Genomic DNA, 21,241 nt, shown 5'->3' with positions numbered 1-21,241 from the left:
ACAGCCCGGCGCCGCTTTTTTGTCCGCTCCCCGCCGTATCAGTGGTTTGCATAACCCCAGCGACTGGTCAACTCATGCTCGACACCCAGGTGGTCGAGGATGCGGGCGACCATGAAGTCCACCAGATCTTCGATGCTTTTGGGTTCATGGTAGAACCCTGGCGCCGCCGGCATGATGGTCACGCCAAGACGGGCAAGCTTGAGCATGTTCTCCAGATGGATCGCCGAGAAGGGGCTCTCCCGGGGCACCAGAATCAGCTGGCCCCGCTCCTTGATCACCACGTCCGCCGCGCGCTCCAGCAGGTTGTCCGAGGTGCCGTTGGCAATGGCCGAGACGGTGCCCATGGAGCAGGGGCAGACCACCATCTGTTTGGGGGCCGCCGAACCGGAAGCCACCGGCGAGAACCACTCCTCCTTGCCACAGGCGACGATCTGACCCTCTTTGGCACCATAATGGCGACAGAGGTACGCCGACAGCTCCTTGGGGGAGCCCGGCCAATCCTGCTGCTGCTCGGTCTTGAGCACAACCCTGGCCGCCGAGGAGGCGAGCAGGAAGACCCTATAGTCCGCCTGCACCAGGCATTCCAGCAGGCGCAGGGCATAGGGAGCGCCGGAGGCGCCGGTCAGCGCCAGGGTGATGGCCTTGTTCATGATGCGCTCTGCAGCTCCTTGAGGCGGGCGATCAGCTTGTCGTGAATGCCGCCAAACCCGCCGTTGCTCATGATCAGAATATGATCCCCTGGGCGGCTCTCGGCCACCAGGGCCCCAATCAGGGCGTCAAGGGCCTCAAATACCCGGGCAGGCCGGGTCATGTGGGCCGTCACCTCCCCCAGATCCCAGCCGATGTTGGGGGGCTGGAAGAAGAACACCTCGTCGGCGCCGTCGAAGCAACCGGCCAGCTCCTCCTTGTGAACCCCGAGCTTCATGGTGTTGGAGCGGGGCTCCAGCACTGCCAGGATGCGGGCCTTGCCCACCTTGGCGCGCAGGCCGCCCAGGGTGGTCTCGATGGCGGTGGGGTGGTGGGCGAAGTCATCGTAGACGCTGATGCCGGCCACTTCCCCTTTCAGCTCCATGCGCCGCTTGGGGGACTTGAACTGGCAGAGGGCGTTGATCCCGTGCTCCACCATGACACCGGCATGGCGGGCGGCGGCGATGGCCATCAGACCGTTGTTGACGTTGTGCTCTCCGATGCACTCCCAGTGCACCTCCCCCTGTTTCACGCCATCCAGCCACACCTCGAAGGCGGAGCCGTCATCGGCCAGCTTCACCGCCTTCCACTTGGCGTCGTCCTGGCCCACCAGCTCCACCTCGCTCCAGCAGCCCATCTCGCGCACGGCGGTAAGGTTGTCATCACCTTTGGGGAAGAGCACCCGGCCGTTACTCGGCACGGTGCGCATCAGGTGGTGGAACTGGCGCTGGATGGCGGCGAGATCCGGGAAGATGTCCGCGTGGTCGAACTCCAGGTTATTCATCACCAGGGTGCGCGGGTGATAGTGGACAAACTTGGATCGCTTGTCGAAGAAGGCGCAGTCATATTCGTCCGCTTCAATCACAAAGAAGGGAGCCGAGCCAAGACGGGCGGAAACCGGGAAGTTGCCCGGCACGCCGCCGATGAGGAAACCGGGTTCCAGCTTGGCATACTCCAGCACCCAGGCCAGCATGCTGGCGGTGGTGGTCTTGCCATGGGTGCCCGCGACGGCCAGCACCCAGCGATCTTTCAGCACGTGCTCCAGCAGCCACTGGGGGCCGGAGATATAGGGCAGATTGCGGTCCAGCACATATTCCACACAGGGGTTGCCACGGCTCATGGCATTGCCGATCACCACCAGATCCGGCGCCGGATCGAGCTGGGAGGGGTCGTAGCCTTCGGTCAGTTCGATGCCCTGTTGCTCGAGCTGGGTGCTCATGGGGGGATAGACGTTGGCGTCGGAGCCGGTCACCCGATAGCCAAGCTGTTTTGCCAACACCGCCAGACCACCCATGAAGGTGCCGCAGATCCCGAGAATGTGAATGTGCATACCGCTGCCTTTTCCAGTAAAGGGAGTGCGCATTCTAGGGTCTGTTGACCCGGTGGCACAAGCCGCGCCCATGGGGAGCGAAGGCATCCGCGCCCGCAGACGACAGAAATCGGGCAAGCGCGGGGAAAAGCCACCCTCCACCACGCCACCCGGCCCTTGAAATATGGTCATTTGACGGGACATCGCTATAATGTCGGCCTGCAAACTTGACTCCAACACTCAAAGGAAACGTCATGAGCCTGAACCTGGTACCGGCCGGCAAGAGCCTGCCTGACGACATCTACGTCATCATCGAAATCCCGCAGAACGCCGACCCGATCAAATACGAAGTCGACAAGGACAGCGGCGCCATCTTCGTTGACCGTTTCATGTCCACCCCGATGTTCTACCCGTGCAACTACGGTTACGTGAACGCCACCCTGTCCCTGGACGGGGATCCGGTCGACGTGCTGGTTCCGACTCCCTACCCGCTGCTGGCCGGCTCCGTCATCCGCTGCCGCCCGGTCGGCGTGCTGAAGATGACCGACGAATCTGGCGAAGACGCCAAAATCGTGGCCGTTCCCCACTCCAAGCTGACCAAGCAGTACGATCACATCCAGGATGTGAACGATCTGCCCGAGCTGCTGAAAGCCCAGATCCAGCACTTCTTCGAGCGCTACAAAGAGCTGGAAGCGGGCAAGTGGGTCAAAGTGGAAGGTTGGGGCGACAAGGCCGCTGCCGAAGCCGAAATCAAGACCTCTGCCGAGCGTTACGCTGCAAAATAAGCGTATTCCTCGCAAAAAAAGGCGCCTTATGGCGCCTTTTTTATTGGTCGTTGCGGGGACGCTCCGGGGGGATCCCCCTGGATATAGAGGTCTCGCCCGTTTTGCCGATAGGGGCGGTAATAGTCATCACCGCAGCGATATTCCTGACCGGCACCTCCCACCAGATCGCAGTTGACCGGCAGCACCTCCAGCCACTTGATGGCCTGCTGGAAGCGCAGCCACTCCTGCCATTCATGCTCCCGGGCCAGCTGATCCCGCAGGGCGAAGGTATCCGCGCTGGACAATCCCTGATTGACGATGACCTGCCCCGCCAGCGCTGGCGTGGCCACCAATATCAGCAGAAACCGTGAAACAAGCTTCATGATGATTTCCCCCATGACTTATTTCCTGAATTAAATTTAAAGTCAGATCAGATAATTACCAATATATCTGTCACCAGACCAATCCAAATGCCGGTCACTCACCTAGTTGTTTATTATCAACCCAGGCGGAGGCGCACCATGAAACTGGCACAAGGCTTTCTGTGCAGTCTGCTCTTCGGCACCATGGCGCAGGCCAACGAGATCAACCTGAGCTGGCAGTGGCAATCTGCAGATGGTCAGCAAAAGCACCTGCAATTGACGGCGGATGAGCGCACCTTTTCAGCCAGCCGTCACGAGATGACACAGCTCGACACCGCCCTCAACTTCCCGCTGGAGACACTCTACTCCTACATCAGTCCGCGCCTCTACAACAGCATCAACCAGATCAACCAGCACAGCCCGGAGACGGCTACCAAGTTCCGCAACCTGGAACAGGCCTTTACCCTGCACGACAGCAGCCTAGAATCCGCCCAGTTCTGGCAGGCCTACCGGCAATATCAGGAGGACGCCTTCTACGAGATGCGGGTCCAGCCCTGCGTTCACCCGGCCAATCAGAAGCTGCCCTGTGTGCGCCCCAACTACTCCCAGCTGTTCTATCAGTTCAAGGGAGACCTCAAACCCCTGGCACAGCAGTTTTCGGCCAAGGATCTCGCCACCAGCGTCACCCTGCTGCAGGAGTGGCTGAGCGGCATCCCCACCCCGCCCGAGCAGATGGACCACTTCGCTCCGCCCTTGCAGGCCCTGCAGGACAACAAGGCCGACAGCGACGAGAAGGCGCTGCTCATGGCCAGTCTGCTGGCGGAGCTGGCGCCCCAGTACAGCCTCAGCATCATCTATCCGAACATCAGCATCGGCAGCGTCTCGCCGGCCTGGCTCGCCATCACGGCCGACAGCGGCCTTGAGGGGGACACCCTGGTGATCGGCAATCAGCGCCACGTGCTGCTCACCGGTTCTCCCCTGCTGGCCCAGCAGATGACCATGGCCCAGATTCCCTTGATCAGCGAACCGCTCTACTAGCCTCTTCTGACCATCACTTGCTTTTGATGGATGACATGCCATCCTTGCCGCCGTCATTGGGGGGATGGCGACCATGTTGACAAGATCACCGTCGCACCCTGCATTATTTAACACTTTTTAAACAGATCCGATCAGTTTAGGATGTTCAGGGTCCCATTCCCTCGACCCAAAAATCGTTATAACATCACAAAGGAGTGTCATCCGGATGAAACATCTCGTGCTTACTCTGGCGCTGCTGCCAACCCTGGTCATGGCCCACAACATCAAGGAATCAACCCAGGTGCCGCTGGTCAACATCAGCGACAAGGGGGAGCTGGTGCTCAAGGAGAAGGAGATCAGCTATCAGCCCTGGCAGAGCAAGGTCCTGACCGGCAAGGTCTTCCTGATCCAGCACATCGCGGGTCGCTCCAGCGCCAAGGAGCTCAATGCCCCCATGATCGAGGCGATCAAGGCGGCCAAGCTGCCCCACGACAAGTACCAGACCGTCACCATCATCAACAGCAATGACGCCATCTGGGGCACGTCCGGTTTCGTGAAGAGCAGTGCCGAGGACAGCAAGAAAGAGTTCCCCTGGTCCGCCATGGTGCTGGATGCCAAGGGGATGGCCCGCAACGCCTGGGCGCTCACCCCGGAAAGTTCGGCCATCATACTGCTGGATAAAGAGGGCAAGGTGCTGTTTGCCAAAGATGGCCAGCTCGATGCCGCCGAGATAACCAAGGTGATGGGGCTCATCCAGTCCCATCTCTGAATCAGAGAGAAGGGCGCTGATGGCGCCCTTTCCACAAGGGTCTATGGGTCGTTCCACACTGACAATCTGGGTGTTGCTGCTGGGCTGGTTGTGGATGCAACCGGCGCTGGCACAGCACCCTCTTCAAGCTGCCCTGCCCGATCACGGTCATGCCTGCACCCTCTGCGTCCTGCATCTGGATGGCAAGCTGGCACTGACGCCGACCCCCGCACTCCCTCCCCTCTCCTCTGGCATCGACCGGTATATCGGCACTCCCCAACCGAGGGCGGCCACCGGCACCACGGGACATCGCCGTATCCGCGCCCCACCGCCCCTTCATTGTTTCTTTTTTTGAACCAATCTTTTCTCTATTTATTCAAAAGGATTAACGATGAAAGCAGTCACCCTGTTGCTGGCCGCTGCCGCCTTCGGCGCCCAGGCCAATCACGACGAACACGAAAGCCACAGCCACGGTGCCCATGAGCACGGTCACGGCCACCTCAACCTGGTACTCGACGGCAACCAGCTGATGATCGAGTTGCAGGCCCCTGCCGCCGATCTGGTGGGCTTCGAGCATGCCGCCAACACCGATGAGGAGAAAGCGCAGTATGCCAAGGCGGTGGCCCGCCTCCAGCAGCCCGACGCCCTCTTCCGTTTCGACCCGGCCGCCGGCTGCAAGCTGACCCAGCAGGAGCTGCAGGCCGCCAAGGAAGATCATGACCATGACCATGAGCACGAGCACGAGCACGACAAGGCTGATGGCGCTCACGATGAACACCATCACGACGACGCGGGCCATGCGGACATGGGAGCCATGTACACCTATACCTGCGCTACCCCGGCCAAACTCACCGGTCTCGAGGCCACCCTGTTCAGCCTCTACCCGAGCCTGGAGAAGCTGAGCGTGCAGGGCATACTGCCCACCGGCCAGACCGCCGCCGAACTGACTCCGTCCGCCAACAAACTGGGCTGGTAACACCATGAAACATGCCGTGGTTGAGATCCGTGATCTGGCCTTTGCCTGGCCGGGTCACGAAGCCGTCCTCGATCTGCCCGCCCTTCGCATCCACGAGGGTGAGCGCGTCTTCATCAAGGGCCCATCGGGTTGTGGCAAGTCCACCCTGCTCGGGTTGCTGGCCGGTATCCAGACCGCCAACCACGGCACCCTGGAGGTGCTGGGCCAGCCCCTGGCCCGGCTTTCCGGCCGCGCCCGTGACCAGTTCCGGGCGGCCAATCTGGGGTACATCTTCCAGCAGTTCAATCTGCTGCCGTTTCTCTCGGTGCAGGACAACGTCACCGCTGCCCTCACCTTTTCACCCGCCAAGCGGGCCCGCCTGACAGGGAGCCCCGAGCAGGAGGCGCGCCGCCTGCTGGCAGAACTGCAACTGCCGGATGAAGCGCTCCATCGCCCCGTCCACGCCCTCAGCATCGGCCAGCAGCAGCGGGTTGCCGCCGCCCGCGCCCTGATAGGCTCCCCTCCTCTGGTGATCGCCGACGAGCCCACCTCGGCCCTGGACACCGACAACCGGGCCGCCTTCATCCGGCTGCTGTTCGAGGAGTGCGACAAGCAGGGATCTACCCTGGTCTTCGTCAGTCACGATCCCTATCTGGAGCCCCTCTTCCCCCGGGTGGAGAACCTGCAACAGCTCAACCGGAGGGCGGCATGACCACACGCCATCATCTCGCAGCCCGTCCGGCCATCTCCACTTCACTGCGGAGGCTCTCATGCTGAAACTCGCCCTGCAAAGTCTCTGGGCCCGTCGCCTCACCGCCGGGCTCACCCTGCTGGCCGTCGCCATCAGCGTCACCCTGCTGCTCGGGGTGGAGCGGGTGCGCAGTCAGGCACGGGACAGCTTCGCCAACACCGTCTCCGGCACCGATCTCATCGTCGGCGCCCGCTCCGGCCAGGTGAACCTGCTGCTCTATTCGGTGTTTCGCATCGGCAACCCCACCAACAACGTGGGCTGGGACTCCTATCAGGCGATCAAGACAAAGCCAGGCGTCGCCTGGACCATCCCCCTCTCCCTCGGCGACTCCCACAAGGGGTTTCGCGTGCTCGGCACCAACGGGGACTACTTCACCCACCTGAAGTACGGCCAGCAGCAGGCGCTCGTCCTGCGCGAAGGTCGCCCCTTCGAAACACCGTTTGAAGCGGTGCTGGGTGCCCAGGTGGCCGAAAAGCTCGGCTATCACCTGGATCAATCCATCGTCATCGCCCATGGCGCCGGCAACACCTCGTTCAGCCAGCACGACAACATGCCGTTCAAGGTGGTGGGGATCCTGGCCCCCACCGGCACCCCCATCGATCGCACCATTCATGTGCCGCTGGCGGGCATAGAGGCGATCCACCTGGGCTGGGACACCGGTCGTCACAGCAAGAACGTGACCCCGGAACAGGCGATGGCGCTGGATCTCACCCCCAAGACCATCACCGCCTTCATGGTGGGTCTGAGCAACCGGATCCTGGCGTTCCAGTTGCAGCGCAGCGTCAACACCTATCCCAGAGAGCCCCTGATGGCCATCCTGCCGGGAGCCGCCCTGCAGGAGCTCTGGGGGCTGATGAGCGTGGCGGAGACCGCCCTGTCGGTGATCGCGGGCTTCGTGGTGGTGGCGGGCCTCATCGGCATGCTGACCACCCTGCTCGCCGGCCTCAACGAGCGGCGCCGCGAGCTCGCCATTCTGCGCTCGCTGGGGGCGGGCCCTGCCCACCTCTTCCTGCTGCTGGCGCTGGAGGCGATGGCGCTCACCACGGCGGGCATCGCCCTCGGGGTGGCCGCGCTCTATCTCGGTCAGGGGCTTGCTAGCCCCTGGCTGCTCAGCCACTATGGCCTGCAAATGAGCCTGGGTCTGCCGAGCGCCTATGAGTGGCAACTGCTGTGCCTGGTCTGGCTGGCGGGCATGGTGATCGGGCTGCTGCCTGCCGCCCGCGCTTACCGCTACAGCCTGAGCGACGGCATGAGCATTCGCGTCTGACCCGACGCATCCGACCAAGAGAGAAGAACAGATGATGAAGTGGAAAATAGTGGCGCTGCTGGCCAGCCTGCTGGTGCTGCCTGCCATGGCCGCAGATTACAAGACCATCGACTGGGATATCCTCATCCCGGAGGGGGAAAAACTGCTGCCACCGCCCCAGGTCAGCCATGATGGCGACTTCTCCTCGGTGCCGCAGCCGGTGGGGGGCGTCAACAAGAAGCTGGACAATCAGGAGGTGCGGATCCCCGGGTTCGTGGTGCCCCTGGAAGGGGATGCCAAGACCATCACCGCCTTCCTGCTGGTCCCCTACTTCGGCGCCTGCATTCACGTGCCGCCCCCGCCCACCAACCAGGTGATCTACGTGAGCTACCCCAAGGGGGCGCCGGTGGATGACCTCTGGGACGCCATCTGGGTCAAGGGCAAGATGCACACCGTCAGCTCCAGCCACGAGATGGCCACCGCTTCCTACTCCATGGACGCGGTCGAGGTCAGCGTCTACGAAGAGTGAGCCCCTGATGGCCTCCCCCGGGAGGCCATTTTTTTATCCCGTGACGACCCCGGCAAAGGGATTGTTCATGGATCTGGTTGGAGTAACATTCACTACCAGACCTTGCCATCACGGAGCCAGCATGGCTGACCTGCCCCCCAAGAAAGAGAGTTCCATCCTGAGCAGCCAGGAGCAGACCCTGCGCCTGGCCCGCAGCCGCGGCATCGATGGCATGCTCACCCGCAACAGCGACAGCACCTTCGAGCAGCGCGCCACCTTTCGCCAGTTGGCGGAGCAGGCCACCCGCCAGCGCAATCTGGAATCCATCATGGTGATGGCCGCGCGCCACTGCGAAGAGACTGCCGCCGGCGGCGAGATAGACAGCGACTGGCTTACCCGCTTCCTGCAACTGGCCGAAGACATCAGCATGACCCCCATGCAGCAGTTGTGGGGCCGCATCTTCGCCCTGGAAGTGGCGACCCCGGGCCGCTTCTCCATCCGTGCCCTCAACACCCTCAAGGAGATGACCCAGCGCGAAGCCCAGCTGTTCCAGCGCATCTGCGCCCTCTCCTGCCACTACGAGGGCAGCGACGAGCAGCGCCTGCTGCTGGGCATGCACAAGGGGGCCAGCCTGCTCAGTCGCGCCAAGGTCACCCGGATGGGGCTCGGCAAATACCGGGTGCCCTACAGCGCCCTGCTGCTGCTGTGCGATCTCGGGCTGCTGCACCGTGGCGAGCTCGAATCCGGTCCCCTGCCCGCCGACGGGGTCGAGCTGGCCTTTGGCAACCAGCGCTGGCGTCTGCGCCAACGCCAGAGCAACCTCACCCTGCTCTATTACCGGCTCACCCCCATCGGCAACGAGCTTGCCCTGCTGCTGGACGAGCCCCCCCTGGAGGAGTACCTGCAGGATCTGAAGACCCTGCTCTCCACCCACATGCAGATAGAGACTCAGATGCCGGCCCCGGTCAGCGAGCCGGATCTGCCCGCCTGAGGCTGGCGGAGGCCCCGGCCCCGCCTTGCCAAATTGCGAAACCCGCCCCGCCATTGCCAAAACGGCTCCCAAAAAGCGAATCCTGACAGCAGGGGCGGACGCGAGCCCGGGCCATGTTCCCCCCACTACGGGCTTTGAGCACAAAAGAGACACATAGAACGCTATTTAAGCGTTTTTGGGCACTCTGGTGTACGAATTGCAACCAGACTCTCTTTCCTCTGTCAGGCAGGAAGTACCATGAGAGTCAATCAACCCGTTACCCAGCATGAGCGCCTCTACCCGTCGCATCAGAACCTGATTTCCACCACGGATCTGGAGAGCCGCATCACCTATGCCAACGACGAATTCTGCCAGATAGCCGGCTTCACCCTGGAGGAGCTGCAAGGGGCCCCCCACAACCTGGTCCGCCACCCCGACATGCCGCCCCAGGCGTTTGCCGACATGTGGCGCCATCTGCGGGAAGGCAAAAGCTGGATGGGCCCGGTCAAGAACCGCTGCAAGAACGGGGATCACTACTGGGTCAACGCCTTCGTCACCCCCATTCAGGACGCAAGCGGCAAGGTGGTGGAGTACCAGTCGGTGCGCACGGCGCCGGACGACGCGATCAAACAGCGTGCGGAGCGGGTCTATGACGAAATGCGCCGCGGCAAGACCCCCCGGGCCCTGCGCCTGCCCCCCTGCTGCCACACCCTGGGGATCCACCTCTGCCTGATGGCACTGCTGGCCAGCCTGGTCACCCTCGGCTATCAGCACGGCCCGGGCTGGCCTCTGCTCATCGGCGCCCTGCCCCTGGTGGTTGCGCTCGTCATCTGCCAGACCCTCTCCCGGCGCCTCGCCCGGCTGGAGACCCTGGCCCGCCACCGTTTCGACAACCCCTTGATGCAACTGCTGTATACCGGCCGGGTCGATCGCCTGGCTGCCGTCGAGCTCGCCATGAAGATGAACCAGGCCGAGTTCAATGCGGTGCTGGCCCGCACCCAGCAGACCTGCCAGCAGATCGTGCAGGCGGCGCAGACGGATCTGAACAATGCCGAGTCCATCACCGGCAACCTGCAACAACAGCAGGCCCAGACCAACCAGGTGGCGACCGCCATCACCGAGATGACGGCGTCCATTCGCGAAGTCTCCCACAGCTCGAGCGCCTCCTCGGACAGCCTGGACAACACCGCCGTGCTGTTTCGGGAGGGCAATCGCAGCGTGCTCGATACCGTGGCGGCGGTGGAAGGGGTTCACGGCGAGCTGCTCACCTCCCGCGCCGTGATAGAGGCGCTGGCCAACCAATGCCGCGCCATCGACGGCATCCTGGACGTCATCAACAACATCGCCAACCAGACCAACCTGCTGGCCCTCAATGCGGCCATCGAGGCGGCCCGGGCGGGCGAGTCCGGTCGCGGCTTCTCGGTGGTGGCGGACGAAATCCGCACCCTGGCCATCAAGACCCAATCCTCCACCGGCGAGATCCAGCAGATGATAAGCCTCTTGCAGGCCAGCGCCGACGATGCCCAGCAGGCCATGGCGCAAGGGGAACAGCTCTCCGCCAGTTGCCGCCTCAAGGCCGCCGCCACCGGCGATATCCTGCAACAGATAAGCGAACGCCTGTTGCAGGTGACCGCGGGCAGCAACCAGATAGCCCAGGCGGTGCAGGAGCAGTCCCTGGTCACCCAGGACATCCACCACAGCGTGCTGGACATCAAGCGTCTGGCCGACGACTCCAGCCAGGGCAGCCGCCACGCCGTGCAGGGCATCATTGCCCTCGTGAAGCAGCTCGGGGACCTGGAGCGGCTGGTACGCCAGTTCCAGCAGCATCCCGCCACCCGGCCAACCAGCACCGCCCTGACCAGCGGCCAACCCCTGCTGGCCCGCTAAGCCTTCACGGAGCAAACCAGACCTAAAGACCGTGCGCTAATACAAAAAAAACATGGGCCCCTGTCGTCACCGGCAGCGGGCCCCTCTTTTGGGTGGTGCATGGGCGTCTGAGCGGGTTTCAAATTCGAGTCCTCGACTGACCCCGCGGGTCTTTCGCCCCCTCCCAACCACCTGCTCGCCCTTGCCAGGCCGACCCTCTCGGCTGCACCGCATAACCCTCAGCAAGGCAATGATCTCGCTCACTCCCCCATTCATACGCCGTGAATGTTGGGCGTTGGGCGGAAAGCGGGAAAGCGGGAAAGCGGGAAAGCGTTGCGCCATGAGATCCCTCTTATCCAACCTGACGCAGGCCCCGCTGTCCCCCCAATTTATTGATCTTGCCCGAGAAATCACCCGATCCCCCTTCCCTAACCAGCTCCGTTCGGTAACATGGCCATCAGGATCACCTCTTGTCGGAGTCAGCCATGAACCAGACCGGAGCCACAGGGAAAGCGCAGCAGGCTGGAGGCTGAAATTCAGGGGCGGTAGCCTTGCCACGAGGAAGCGGCCAGCAAGCAGACCAGTGACCACCCAACATTGTTCGAATGGAAGTAGTGTATGGAAACACAAGTGCTACACCGGAGTCGACCTATCGACCATATCCAGCTAGTGGTGGGGAATTTTGCGGCAAGCCAGCCATTTTGGCCTCCTGCTGATGAGCTGTTTGTAACCTTTTCGATAGTCCGGCGTCGCTGGGGTGCTGACCGGTCGCCACCATCTAGCGTTTCAGGCGCAAGACAGCGCCATGATCGACAACTTTCTAAGGCGGCGCTCGTCAAGGTAGGAAAGGACAACGTCGCCCCGGCGAGCGCAGCTACCACCCCGGCAACTAGGCCGGAAGATGCTCCTGATTGAGTCTCTAGATTGAAGAAATAGATGGTTTCTCTGTCCAACCATCCCAAGCTCGATATAATCGAGACATTTTTGAATGTGAAACGAACAACAAGAATGACAGACAAACTAACCGCAATTGACCTCTTTGCTGGTGCAGGTGGTTTCTCCTTGGCAGCTCTTCAATGCGGATTCAACGTTTTGGCGGCTGTCGAGTTTGATGCAGCCGCTGCCAACACCTATGAACAAAGCATTAAAAAAACCTTTGGTAGCACAAATACCAAGGTCTACAACACAGATATCAATAAGATAACTGACCTAAAGCAGTTCATGAAGGAAGTGGACGTCAAACCGGGGGAACTTGATCTCTTGCTCGGAGGGCCGCCATGTCAGGGTTTTTCCACCCATAGGATAAATAACGCCGGCGTTGATGACCCTCGTAATCAACTATTGCTGAAATACTACGAGTTTGTTCATGCACTTCAGCCCAAGATGTTTCTGATTGAGAATGTGGCAGGCCTCCTGTGGAAGCGTCATGAGTCTTATCTTGCAACATTGAAGAGAAATGCTGAAGAAAACGGCTATACCATCAGGTTTTGTGACCTGTTGAATGCGCGAGCTTATGGCGTGCCACAAAATCGCAAGCGGGTTTTTATTTTAGGCATCAGAATCGATCTTAACCCTGAGAAAATAGACTTTCCACCAAAGCCCACTCACTTCTCACCAGACTCTGAATTCCTCCCTTCTTGGAGGACGGCGTCTTGCGTATTTGAAAAACCTTCAGACACCATTCTTAACCGCTATTGGCCGGAGTATTTTTCGAAGAAGAGTAAACTTTCAAAAGAAGAATTTGATAAGCTTTTGGCAAACCTGGAATTTGGAAGCAAATTAGATGCCAACGACCCGCTTAATTTCAACATGGGTCACACATCGGATATGGTAAGCGTATTTAGATCAACTCCACTTAATGGAAGTCGTACCGATTCAAACCGTGTTTTACCGTGCCATAAGGAACACGATGGCCATAAGGATGTATACGGAAGAATCATGATCCATTTGCCCTCAAATACAATCACGACAGGTTGCATTAACCCGTCAAAAGGCCGATTTGTTCATCCATGGGAAAATCACGGCATTACTATGCGTCATGCCGCACGGCTTCAAACTTTTCCCGATAACTTTATTTTTTATGGTAATGCCACTCAGCAAGCTAGGCAGATAGGTAATGCAGTGCCGGTGTTATTGGGCAAAGAGCTCATCGCTTATCTGAAAGAAATAGTGCCAACACAAAGACAAATTAAAAGTTGAGTACGAAACAATGATAAATTCTATCTCTTTTCAAACACGCGCAAGAACCATCGATCATCTAGGACGAGAACAGATAGCTGATTGTCCTACAGCAATTTCTGAACTCTGGAAAAATGCATATGACGCATACGCGAGATCTGTATCACTGAATATATTTGATGGTGATATACCAATCGTAACCTTGGTTGATGATGGCCATGGCATGAGCATCGATGACGTCAGAAATAAATGGCTGACGGTGGGTACAGAATCAAAAGCTACCGGTGAAGAAGTTACCGAGATAGATCGTAATGGCTTATCAAGAATACGTATAAAGCAAGGGCAAAAAGGTATTGGGCGCCTGTCTTGTGCAGCATTAGGCTCTCTTATGCTATTACTTAGCAAGAAAAAAGAACATGAATTTGTTGCTTGCCTTCTTGATTGGCGTTTATTTGAAAATCCATATTTAATGCTGCATGACATTAAATTACCCATCGTTGAATTTTCTAGCCGATTAGAACTACAGCCTCTCTTGCCGCAAATGTTTGACTCTTTGATGGGAAATATCTGGGGGGATGGTGAGGATGACGAAAGGGACTCTCGCGTTGAAAAATCTTGGTTATTATTCCAAGAATTAGAGCTTAAGGAAGGTAAAGACTCTACCAAACAGGCTATAGAAATGACAGTAATTGAAACTTGCTTTAGTGAACGTCATTTAGATACATGGCCAGTTTGGATTGGGGATTCTTCAAATGGAACAGCAATGCTGATAGCTGATATACACGAGGATCTAAAAGCCCAACTATCAGCTGATTCTGGGTCTGAGTCCGAAGGTGTAGAAATCAGAGCTAAAGAGCGATTTATTCAGACATTAAATAATTTTGTTAATCCTGTTTGTAAAGAAGAACTTGGTAATTTAATTGACTTTGTGACATCTGTGGTTGCGTGGCATGGTAGCTTGCAACGAATGATTATTGACGAGATTCGTGACTTCAATGTTGAGTCATTTGAACAATTAGAACATGTTATTGATGGTGATGTAGATGAAGATGGTAGATTCGTTGGCCGAGTGAAAGCATTCGGAGAATGGCATGACAACTTTGAAGTTAAACCTAAGTCAAGATATAAAACTCGTAAAGACACCCGATTCGGAAGTTTTAAAATTAGATTAGGAACTTTCGAAGTAAACCGGAAAAATAGTACGCTGTCAGATGAAGCTCATGCAAAATTTGACAAAATGCGGGAGCGTTTTGGTGGAGTAATGGTATATCGCGATAATCTTAGGGTAATGCCCTATGGTCGTGAGGATAATGATTTCTTCGAAATAGAAAAAAGACGCTCGCAAAGGGCTGGTACCTTCGTATTTTCAAATCGAGCATGTTTTGGTGGCGTATCTATCACTAAGAACGGCAACCCTAATTTACGTGATAAAGCAGGAAGGGAAGGAATTATCGACAATAAAGCCTCAAAATTATTTCGTGAGGTTGTGGAAAATATCCTAATTGAGGTTGCAAAAAGGCTCATTGGCGGCCAGTCAGATAACCGAGCGATTAAACTAGATGAGATAAAAGCTAACCATGAAGCTGAGAAAGCAGCAAAAGATCGTAAGGCACTATTAAAGAAGGAAAGAGAGCGCATTGAAAAATTAATGCGGAAAAATACACCTCTCATTAATAATGCCAATAAAGAATTACACGAATACATTGAGTTCTTTAATACTTCATGCAACTTACAAAGCCAAGATGAATTAATCCGGTTAAAGCACGAACTAAACGAACTGGAAGCCAGAATAAAGGATTTTTCATTAAGTCCAGTTCCAAAAACGCTTGGTAGTCTAGAGGCAGATTATAGATTTTATAGAGATTCAGAACTATATATTAAATCTCTTCTTGATGATTTTATTCGTTCTGTTAATTTTTCCATTGATAAACTAGAAGTTAAGAAAGATATAGACATTGCTGAGAACGACTTCAATAGCAAAGCGGGTATTTTGCATCACAAAATAAGAAAGATAGCAAATCAAGGTCGTGGATTGCTTAAGGCAGAGTTACAACGATTTGAAGAACAGATTGATTTAGCCAATAAATCATTTCATAAATCGATGTCTATTCATTTAGATGATTTGGCCGCTAGCAGAATAACGTTGAAACAGTTCAACTCGATAATAACAACTGAATATGGGAAGCAAGAGTTAGAAGTTGAACAGTCGCTTAGTGCATATTTATCAGCACTAGAGACGCTCAGTGAGAAGATAGACTTAGAAGGTTTGGCGATACAATCTGTTAATGAAAATAGTAGGTTGGCAAAATTAAATGAGCAACTTCATTCACTCGCACAGCTTGGTATCTCTGTGGAGATTATTGGTCATGAAATAGAAAGTCAGGACATGACTATGGAGCGAGGACTTAAGAGTTTATCGAATACCATATTAGATAGTAAGCAAAAGGAGTATTTATCAAATATTCAACATGCTCATCAATCCTTGAGTGACTCATGGCGATTTTTAAGCCCGCTTAAACTAGCAGGCGAGAAAGTGAGAACGCAGATAACGGGTTCCGACATATATGAGTATGTGAAAGAATTTTTCGGTAAGCGCTTAGAAAAGAGCAATATTATATTTGAGCAATCTGAGATTTTCAGTAAGATAAGTATTTACGAGCAACCTGCCAAAATTTATCCGGTTTTTATTAATCTAGTAAATAATGCTCGCTATTGGGTAAGAGCCTCTCAAGAAGAACAAAAAAGAATACTTCTTGATATAAAAAATGGCTTGGTTGTGATAGCGGATAATGGTCCAGGTGTTGATATAGATGATGTTCCTGAGCTGTTTACTTTATTTTTCACAAAAAAACAACGAGGTGGCCGAGGTGTTGGGCTTTATCTTTGTCGAAATAACTTAAGCACTAGCGGCCATAAAATATACTACCAAACAGACAATGAACAAAAAGTATTACCTGGCGCTAATTTCATTATTGATTTCAAGGGGCTGAAATATGCTTAGAAATAATTTTGACTATAAACCATTTTTAAAAGAAGCATATATCGATCCTATCAGGACTGTCACTGTTATCGACGATGAGTATCCGACTCTTGAAAAATTAATTAGCGTTGGCATTGATGCGTATGCCTCTGATGATATTGATAGGCTTGATGCTATTATTAAAATAAGCAAAAGTGAAGGCTATAATTGGTTACTTGATATCTATGATGGCGACGATACCGATAAAGACCTGAAACAAGTCTCTAATCGATTATTTCATAGTGATCTCCTTATCCTTGATTATCACCTGGATGGAGAGGATGATGGTGCTTGTTCGAAATCACTTGACATTATTAAAAATCTTGCAGCAAACAGACACTTTAATATTGTAGTAGTTCATACAAAAGGATATACCGGAGAAAAAGGCACTGCCAATGACGTATTTTGTGATATCGTGGCATCATTACAAGCCAAATCCAAAAAATTAACTCTGAGTCAGGCACTATTGACTCAAGTTAATCGTAATTTGGATGAGTGGGAGTTTGAAAATTCGAATATCAGAAATGAACTAAAAGACTCAATTAGTAAGTTGGATACATTGCTTTTGGTGAGAGATGCTGATGGGTTAATCAAATCTGATTGTGATAGCCAAATTCTTTCGAATTTTAATCATTTATTTGAGTCTAAACCTGAAAGTGTTTCTTTACATAAAAAAATTTTATTGAAATGGTTGATTTCTGAAAAGTTAGAAGCATTTGGAGATATTTTCCCTCAAGATACGTATAGATATTTAGAATGGGGGGTTGATGGGCATCTTAACTGGCTGAAAACAGAGGACTTATTTTTAACTGTCTTGGGGAAGAAAGAAACTCCAGTCAGTGACATACCTAACATGTTGCTTGAGTCAATGTCAGCATGGAAGCCACATCCTCACAAGTTGATTTTGTCAAAGTTAAGGAACGAAATCGAGAGCAAAGGGATCTCTGCATCTAGTAATATTCTAAATAAAAAACACTTGCAAGCCGCCTGGCTAAAGGAACTATTAAGCGCAACTGATAAGAAGCAACTAAAAACTGTTACTTGGAACGTGGTATCAAAGTTGTGGGAAGAGTTAGCGCTTGAAATCAAGGAGGATTTAAGTGATTTTGCTGTTAGGATGTTAAATGTTCTAAAAGCTGCGGATGGCAACGTAGACAATTTACTTAGTTATTTTGTAGGAGATGATAGAGATCCTTTAGAGCAAACTAAGCAAGCCAATTGCTTTAGCTGTAGCAGACAGGTTAGTACGCATCATGTAATAACTGGTCATATATTAGACATTAGTGGTAATTATTGGCTCTGTTTAACTCCAATATGTGACTTAGTCCCTGGTCAAAAGATCAGCTTAGACGGAGATGAAGAATTAGGTCAACTTATGCCAGTTACTCTCGTACAAATGTATGATGCTAAAAGTGCTCTGCGTGCAACTAGAGAAAATATGATCAGGTCTCTAAATTTATCTGATGAACATGTACCTATCCTGAATGAGGATGATACGTTAAAGGCAATACTCCACCATTCCACTCAGAATAACTTATTGTTTATTAGGCCAGATGGTGGTGATAGTGAAATAAAAATTCTAAGTTTCACTGTAGGACTAGATGGAAAGGCAAATCCTAATGCAAAGCAATATTATGCAAAGAATCAAGGGATTTTTGATGATGAAAGGGAAGTGAACCTGTTTTTACCAGAGCCTTGCGATAAAGGGATGACTCTTAAGGTTGCGGAAATGAAGGGAAAAGTTGTAGCTGAGCTGAGGTATGAGTATGCTTTAAACCTTTTGAGCCGACTTGGGTTCTCAAAGTCTAGAGTTGGTTTAGACTTTATCGTTGGTTAATCTCAATTAATCATACTTCCTAATTACGTATATTTTTAGTTATCACCTGACACCGGCTTAAAACCGGTGTCTTGCTTATGCGGACTTTAGCACGACAAATTGAGACACCCACTTTTTTAAGTACTGCATAGCGCGACCATCTCCTAAAGTTCATGCGGGCACGGTATTGTGAACCCTCTCAGCAGAGAGTCCACCATCAGGTTCAGAGTGGAATGTGCTGCGCTTATTGCACCCTGCGATCTCAACAGCACTCAATGGAGAAATAGCGACGACAAGGGGGAATAATTGGAAAGTAATACACAAGGGGGGGGCTCACGCCCCCCCCTGCTATCAATGCTCGGTGACGCACATCGATATCAGCCGATCAACCCCCGCAGCCTTAGCGCAGTCAGCAACTCATCCACCAGCGCTTCCACCGGCTTGCCGGCGTTCAGCAGATGGATTTCCGGGTTTTCCGGGGCCTCATAGGCGGAGTCGATACCGGTAAAATTGCGGATCTCCCCTGCCCGCGCCTTTTTGTAAAGCCCCTTGGGGTCGCGCTCTTCACAGACAGCGAGCGGCGCATCCACAAACACCTCGACGAACTCCCCTTCACCCACGAGATTGCGCACCAGTTGTCGCTCGGCACGGAACGGCGAGATAAAGGCGGTGAGGACGATCAGGCCCGCATCCACCATCAGTTTTGCCACTTCGCCGACCCGGCGGATATTCTCCTGGCGGGCGGCGTCATCGAAGCCGAGATCGCCACAGAGGCCGTGGCGCACATTGTCCCCATCCAGCAGATAGGTGTGCTTGCCCGAGGTGGCCAGCGCCTGCTCCAGCGCCCCCGCCAGGGTGGACTTGCCCGCCCCGGAGAGCCCGGTAAACCAGATCACCAGCGGCTTTTGCCCCTTCTGCTCGGCCCGGCTCTGTTTGTCGACGGCATGGGCATGCCACACGATATTGCTCATCCAACACTCCTTGATTGGCGCTCACGCCTCAAAACTTAAACTGTCCGGCACCACAGGGAGCCACCTCGGACTATCAGCCAACAACGTGCTGATGCCATGGCATTGCTCACCCAACACTCCTTGATTGGCGCTCACGCCGCAATACTGAAAACTGTCCGCTACAGCGGGGAGCCGCCTCGCGATGAGGCGGCAAGGTGCTGATGCCCTGATATTGCGCATGCAACCCCCCCTGATTGGCGCTCACGCCTGGATGCCAGTGCCCTGGCACTCCCCTGCATCATAAGCAGCCTTGATAAAAGCTGCGTTAACATAAACAGCCCTTAACACATCCCCCGGTATCAGACCTTAAAACGGAAACAGCAGGGGCACCATGACGATCACCCCGATGCTGTAGGCCAGGGAGACAGGCAGGGCCAGCTTGAGATAATCCGGCATCTTGTAGTTGCCCGCCGCATAGACCATCAGGTTGGTCTGGTAGCCGTAGGGCAGGATAAAGCTGGAGCTCGCCCCGAACAGCACCGCCAGAATGAACGGCATGGTGGAGACGTCCATGCTGAGCGCCAGCTGGAATCCCATGGGGAAGGCCAGGGCCGCCGCCGCGTTGTTGCTCATCAGCTCCGTCAGCACCAGGGTAAACAGATAGATACCCACGAAGGCGATAAAGGGACTGGCCCCGTTGAACTCCCCCATCAGCCAGTCGGCGATGAGCTTGGCCAGGCCGCTCTTCTCCAGCTGATCGGCGATGGCGAGCGCCCCGCCCACCACCAGCCAGATATCCAGGGGAAAGCGGCGGCGGATCTCGTCCAGGGTCAGGATGCGTGAAAACAGCAGCACCACCAGCATCACCAGCAGCCCCTTGAAGAGCGGCACCAGATCGAGCACCGACAGGGTCAGCACCCCGAGGAACCCCGCCACCACGGCGGCGCTGCGTGTGGCATCGAGCCGGGTGGAGGCCTCCAGCCCGCTCACCACCACGAACTCCCGGGAGAGGGACTTGTTGCCCGCAAACTTGGGGCCGGGGGCCAGCAGCAGGGTATCCCCTGCGTGCAATTCAATCTGGCCGAGGCCGCCGGTGAGCTGGGTCTCGCCCCGGCGCACCGCCAGCACCACCGCATCGAAGTGGGTACGAAACTCCGCATCCTTGATGGTCTGACCCACCAGGCGCGAGCTGTGGCTGACGATCACCTCCACCAGGTGCTGGCCATTGAGGCGGTGCTGGCCGTAGAGATCCAGCCCCTTGAGCTCCTGCAACACGCCGACGCTCTCCACGTCGCCACAGAACAGCAGCATGTCCCCCTCGTGCAGCTCGTGTTCCGGCTGCACCGGGCAGATCACCTGGTTGCCCCGGATGATCTCGGCAAGATAGAGGCTTTTCAGGCTGCGCAGGCCGTTCTCCTTGACGCTGCGCCCGGCCATGGGGGAGCCGGGGCCCACCTTGGCCTCGAGAAAATAGCCGGATTCCCGGCTCATCTCGGTGTCCTGCTCAGGCAGGTGGCGGGCAAACAGCAGCACGGCGATAAGGCCGGTCAGCAGGGTCCCCGCCCCCACCATGAAGAAGTCGAACATGCCGAGCGGCTTGGCCCCCATCTTGATGAGGAAGCTGTTGACGATGAGGTTGGTGGAGGTGCCGATCAGGGTCAGCACGCCGCCAAAGGTCGCCGCGAAGCACATGGGCAACAGCAGCCGGGAGGGCGCATGGTTGGGGTTGCGCTTGACCGCCCCCAGCATGGACGCCACCACGGCGGTGTTGTTGACGAACGCCGACAGGAAGGCGGTGGAAAACCACACCTTCACCAGCACCTTGTTGAAGGAGCCGGTGCCCACCAGGTTGGCAAACCAGCTCATGACCCGGGTCTTCTCCACCGCGAGCGACACCAGCAGCAGCAACACCAGGGTCAGCAGGGCGCTGTTGGTGTAGCCCGCCACCACGGCGTTGATGTCCGCCAGGCCGCTCAGGTAGGTGATGAGCACGGCGCCCGAGAAGAGCAGCGCCGGCCGGAGTTTGCCCTGGATCAGCAGGGCGACGAGGGCAGCCAGCAGACCCAGCACCAGGGATTGTTGCCAGGTCATGGGC

General features: G+C 55.5%; 18 protein-coding genes. 13 read left to right on the top strand and 5 right to left on the bottom strand.

The window, feature by feature from the left end:
- Nucleotides 1–38 precede the first annotated feature (38 nt).
- The gene (locus AB5Y53_RS21095) at nucleotides 39–650 is read right to left on the bottom strand and encodes a flavin prenyltransferase UbiX (protein WP_167826065.1); all 612 of its coding nucleotides are present in this window, start codon (nucleotides 648–650) and stop codon (nucleotides 39–41) included.
- Nucleotides 647–2,017: a UDP-N-acetylmuramate:L-alanyl-gamma-D-glutamyl-meso-diaminopimelate ligase gene (mpl, locus tag AB5Y53_RS21090; RefSeq protein WP_039040843.1), complete on the bottom strand. Its 1,371-nt coding sequence runs from the start codon at nucleotides 2,015–2,017 to the stop codon at nucleotides 647–649. Before mpl ends, AB5Y53_RS21095 begins: the two co-directional genes overlap by 4 nt.
- Before the next feature lie 233 nt (nucleotides 2,018–2,250).
- Here mpl and ppa point away from each other — a divergent pair, with 233 nt between their 5' ends.
- A complete protein-coding gene (gene ppa, locus AB5Y53_RS21085) occupies nucleotides 2,251–2,781 on the top strand; it encodes an inorganic diphosphatase (protein ID WP_005335667.1) in 531 nt (176 codons plus the stop codon).
- A gap of 26 nt (nucleotides 2,782–2,807) precedes the next feature.
- On the opposite strand, the gene AB5Y53_RS21080 is transcribed toward ppa, so the two are convergent.
- Complete coding sequence (locus AB5Y53_RS21080; RefSeq protein WP_010675583.1) at nucleotides 2,808–3,158, bottom strand: hypothetical protein; 351 nt, start codon at nucleotides 3,156–3,158, stop codon at nucleotides 2,808–2,810.
- Between the two features lie 123 nt (nucleotides 3,159–3,281).
- Here AB5Y53_RS21080 and AB5Y53_RS21075 point away from each other — a divergent pair, with 123 nt between their 5' ends.
- From AB5Y53_RS21075 to AB5Y53_RS21020, 12 genes are all read left to right on the top strand, one after another.
- Nucleotides 3,282–4,160: a hypothetical protein gene (locus AB5Y53_RS21075; RefSeq protein WP_010675584.1), complete on the top strand. Its 879-nt coding sequence runs from the start codon at nucleotides 3,282–3,284 to the stop codon at nucleotides 4,158–4,160.
- A gap of 205 nt (nucleotides 4,161–4,365) precedes the next feature.
- Nucleotides 4,366–4,908, top strand: coding sequence for a YtfJ family protein (locus AB5Y53_RS21070; RefSeq protein WP_010675585.1), 543 nt, complete (start codon nucleotides 4,366–4,368; stop codon nucleotides 4,906–4,908).
- Between the two features lie 43 nt (nucleotides 4,909–4,951).
- Nucleotides 4,952–5,242, top strand: coding sequence for a hypothetical protein (locus AB5Y53_RS21065; protein WP_368183152.1), 291 nt, complete (start codon nucleotides 4,952–4,954; stop codon nucleotides 5,240–5,242).
- Between the two features lie 36 nt (nucleotides 5,243–5,278).
- Complete coding sequence (locus AB5Y53_RS21060; protein WP_069784203.1) at nucleotides 5,279–5,863, top strand: DUF2796 domain-containing protein; 585 nt, start codon at nucleotides 5,279–5,281, stop codon at nucleotides 5,861–5,863.
- 4 nt (nucleotides 5,864–5,867) lie between these two features.
- Nucleotides 5,868–6,554: an ABC transporter ATP-binding protein gene (locus tag AB5Y53_RS21055; RefSeq protein WP_039040841.1), complete on the top strand. Its 687-nt coding sequence runs from the start codon at nucleotides 5,868–5,870 to the stop codon at nucleotides 6,552–6,554.
- A gap of 58 nt (nucleotides 6,555–6,612) precedes the next feature.
- Nucleotides 6,613–7,860 carry an ABC transporter permease gene (locus AB5Y53_RS21050; RefSeq protein ID WP_368183151.1) on the top strand — a complete coding sequence of 416 codons (1,248 nt, stop codon included), beginning with the start codon at nucleotides 6,613–6,615 and terminating at the stop codon, nucleotides 7,858–7,860.
- Between the two features lie 31 nt (nucleotides 7,861–7,891).
- Nucleotides 7,892–8,368, top strand: a complete 477-nt coding sequence (locus AB5Y53_RS21045; RefSeq protein WP_010675589.1) for a DUF3299 domain-containing protein — start codon at nucleotides 7,892–7,894, stop codon at nucleotides 8,366–8,368.
- 121 nt (nucleotides 8,369–8,489) lie between these two features.
- Nucleotides 8,490–9,338, top strand: coding sequence for a TIGR03899 family protein (locus AB5Y53_RS21040; protein ID WP_324041845.1), 849 nt, complete (start codon nucleotides 8,490–8,492; stop codon nucleotides 9,336–9,338).
- Between the two features lie 237 nt (nucleotides 9,339–9,575).
- Nucleotides 9,576–11,204: a PAS domain-containing methyl-accepting chemotaxis protein gene (locus AB5Y53_RS21035; protein WP_368183148.1), complete on the top strand. Its 1,629-nt coding sequence runs from the start codon at nucleotides 9,576–9,578 to the stop codon at nucleotides 11,202–11,204.
- A gap of 987 nt (nucleotides 11,205–12,191) precedes the next feature.
- Entirely contained in the window at nucleotides 12,192–13,382 is a 1,191-nt protein-coding gene (locus tag AB5Y53_RS21030; protein ID WP_368183147.1) for a DNA cytosine methyltransferase, read from the top strand.
- A 10-nt stretch (nucleotides 13,383–13,392) separates the two neighbouring features.
- Nucleotides 13,393–16,362, top strand: a complete 2,970-nt coding sequence (locus AB5Y53_RS21025; RefSeq protein WP_368183145.1) for an ATP-binding protein — start codon at nucleotides 13,393–13,395, stop codon at nucleotides 16,360–16,362.
- Nucleotides 16,355–18,217, top strand: a complete 1,863-nt coding sequence (locus tag AB5Y53_RS21020) for a response regulator receiver domain (protein ID WP_368183142.1) — start codon at nucleotides 16,355–16,357, stop codon at nucleotides 18,215–18,217. The genes AB5Y53_RS21025 and AB5Y53_RS21020 overlap by 8 nt, the downstream gene beginning before the upstream one ends.
- Before the next feature lie 356 nt (nucleotides 18,218–18,573).
- On the opposite strand, the gene cysC is transcribed toward AB5Y53_RS21020, so the two are convergent.
- Together cysC and AB5Y53_RS21010 are read right to left on the bottom strand one after the other, a co-directional pair.
- On the bottom strand, nucleotides 18,574–19,167 hold the full coding sequence (cysC, locus tag AB5Y53_RS21015) for an adenylyl-sulfate kinase (protein ID WP_368183140.1): 594 nt from the start codon (nucleotides 19,165–19,167) through the stop codon (nucleotides 18,574–18,576).
- A gap of 345 nt (nucleotides 19,168–19,512) precedes the next feature.
- Entirely contained in the window at nucleotides 19,513–21,237 is a 1,725-nt protein-coding gene (locus AB5Y53_RS21010; RefSeq protein WP_042007068.1) for an SLC13 family permease, read from the bottom strand.
- Nucleotides 21,238–21,241: the final 4 nt, after the last annotated feature.

The sequence above is a fragment of the Aeromonas sp. R7-5 genome, assembly GCF_040908015.1.
Classification (GTDB): domain Bacteria; phylum Pseudomonadota; class Gammaproteobacteria; order Enterobacterales; family Aeromonadaceae; genus Aeromonas; species Aeromonas caviae.
This window is presented reverse-complemented; position numbering and strand designations above follow the sequence as displayed.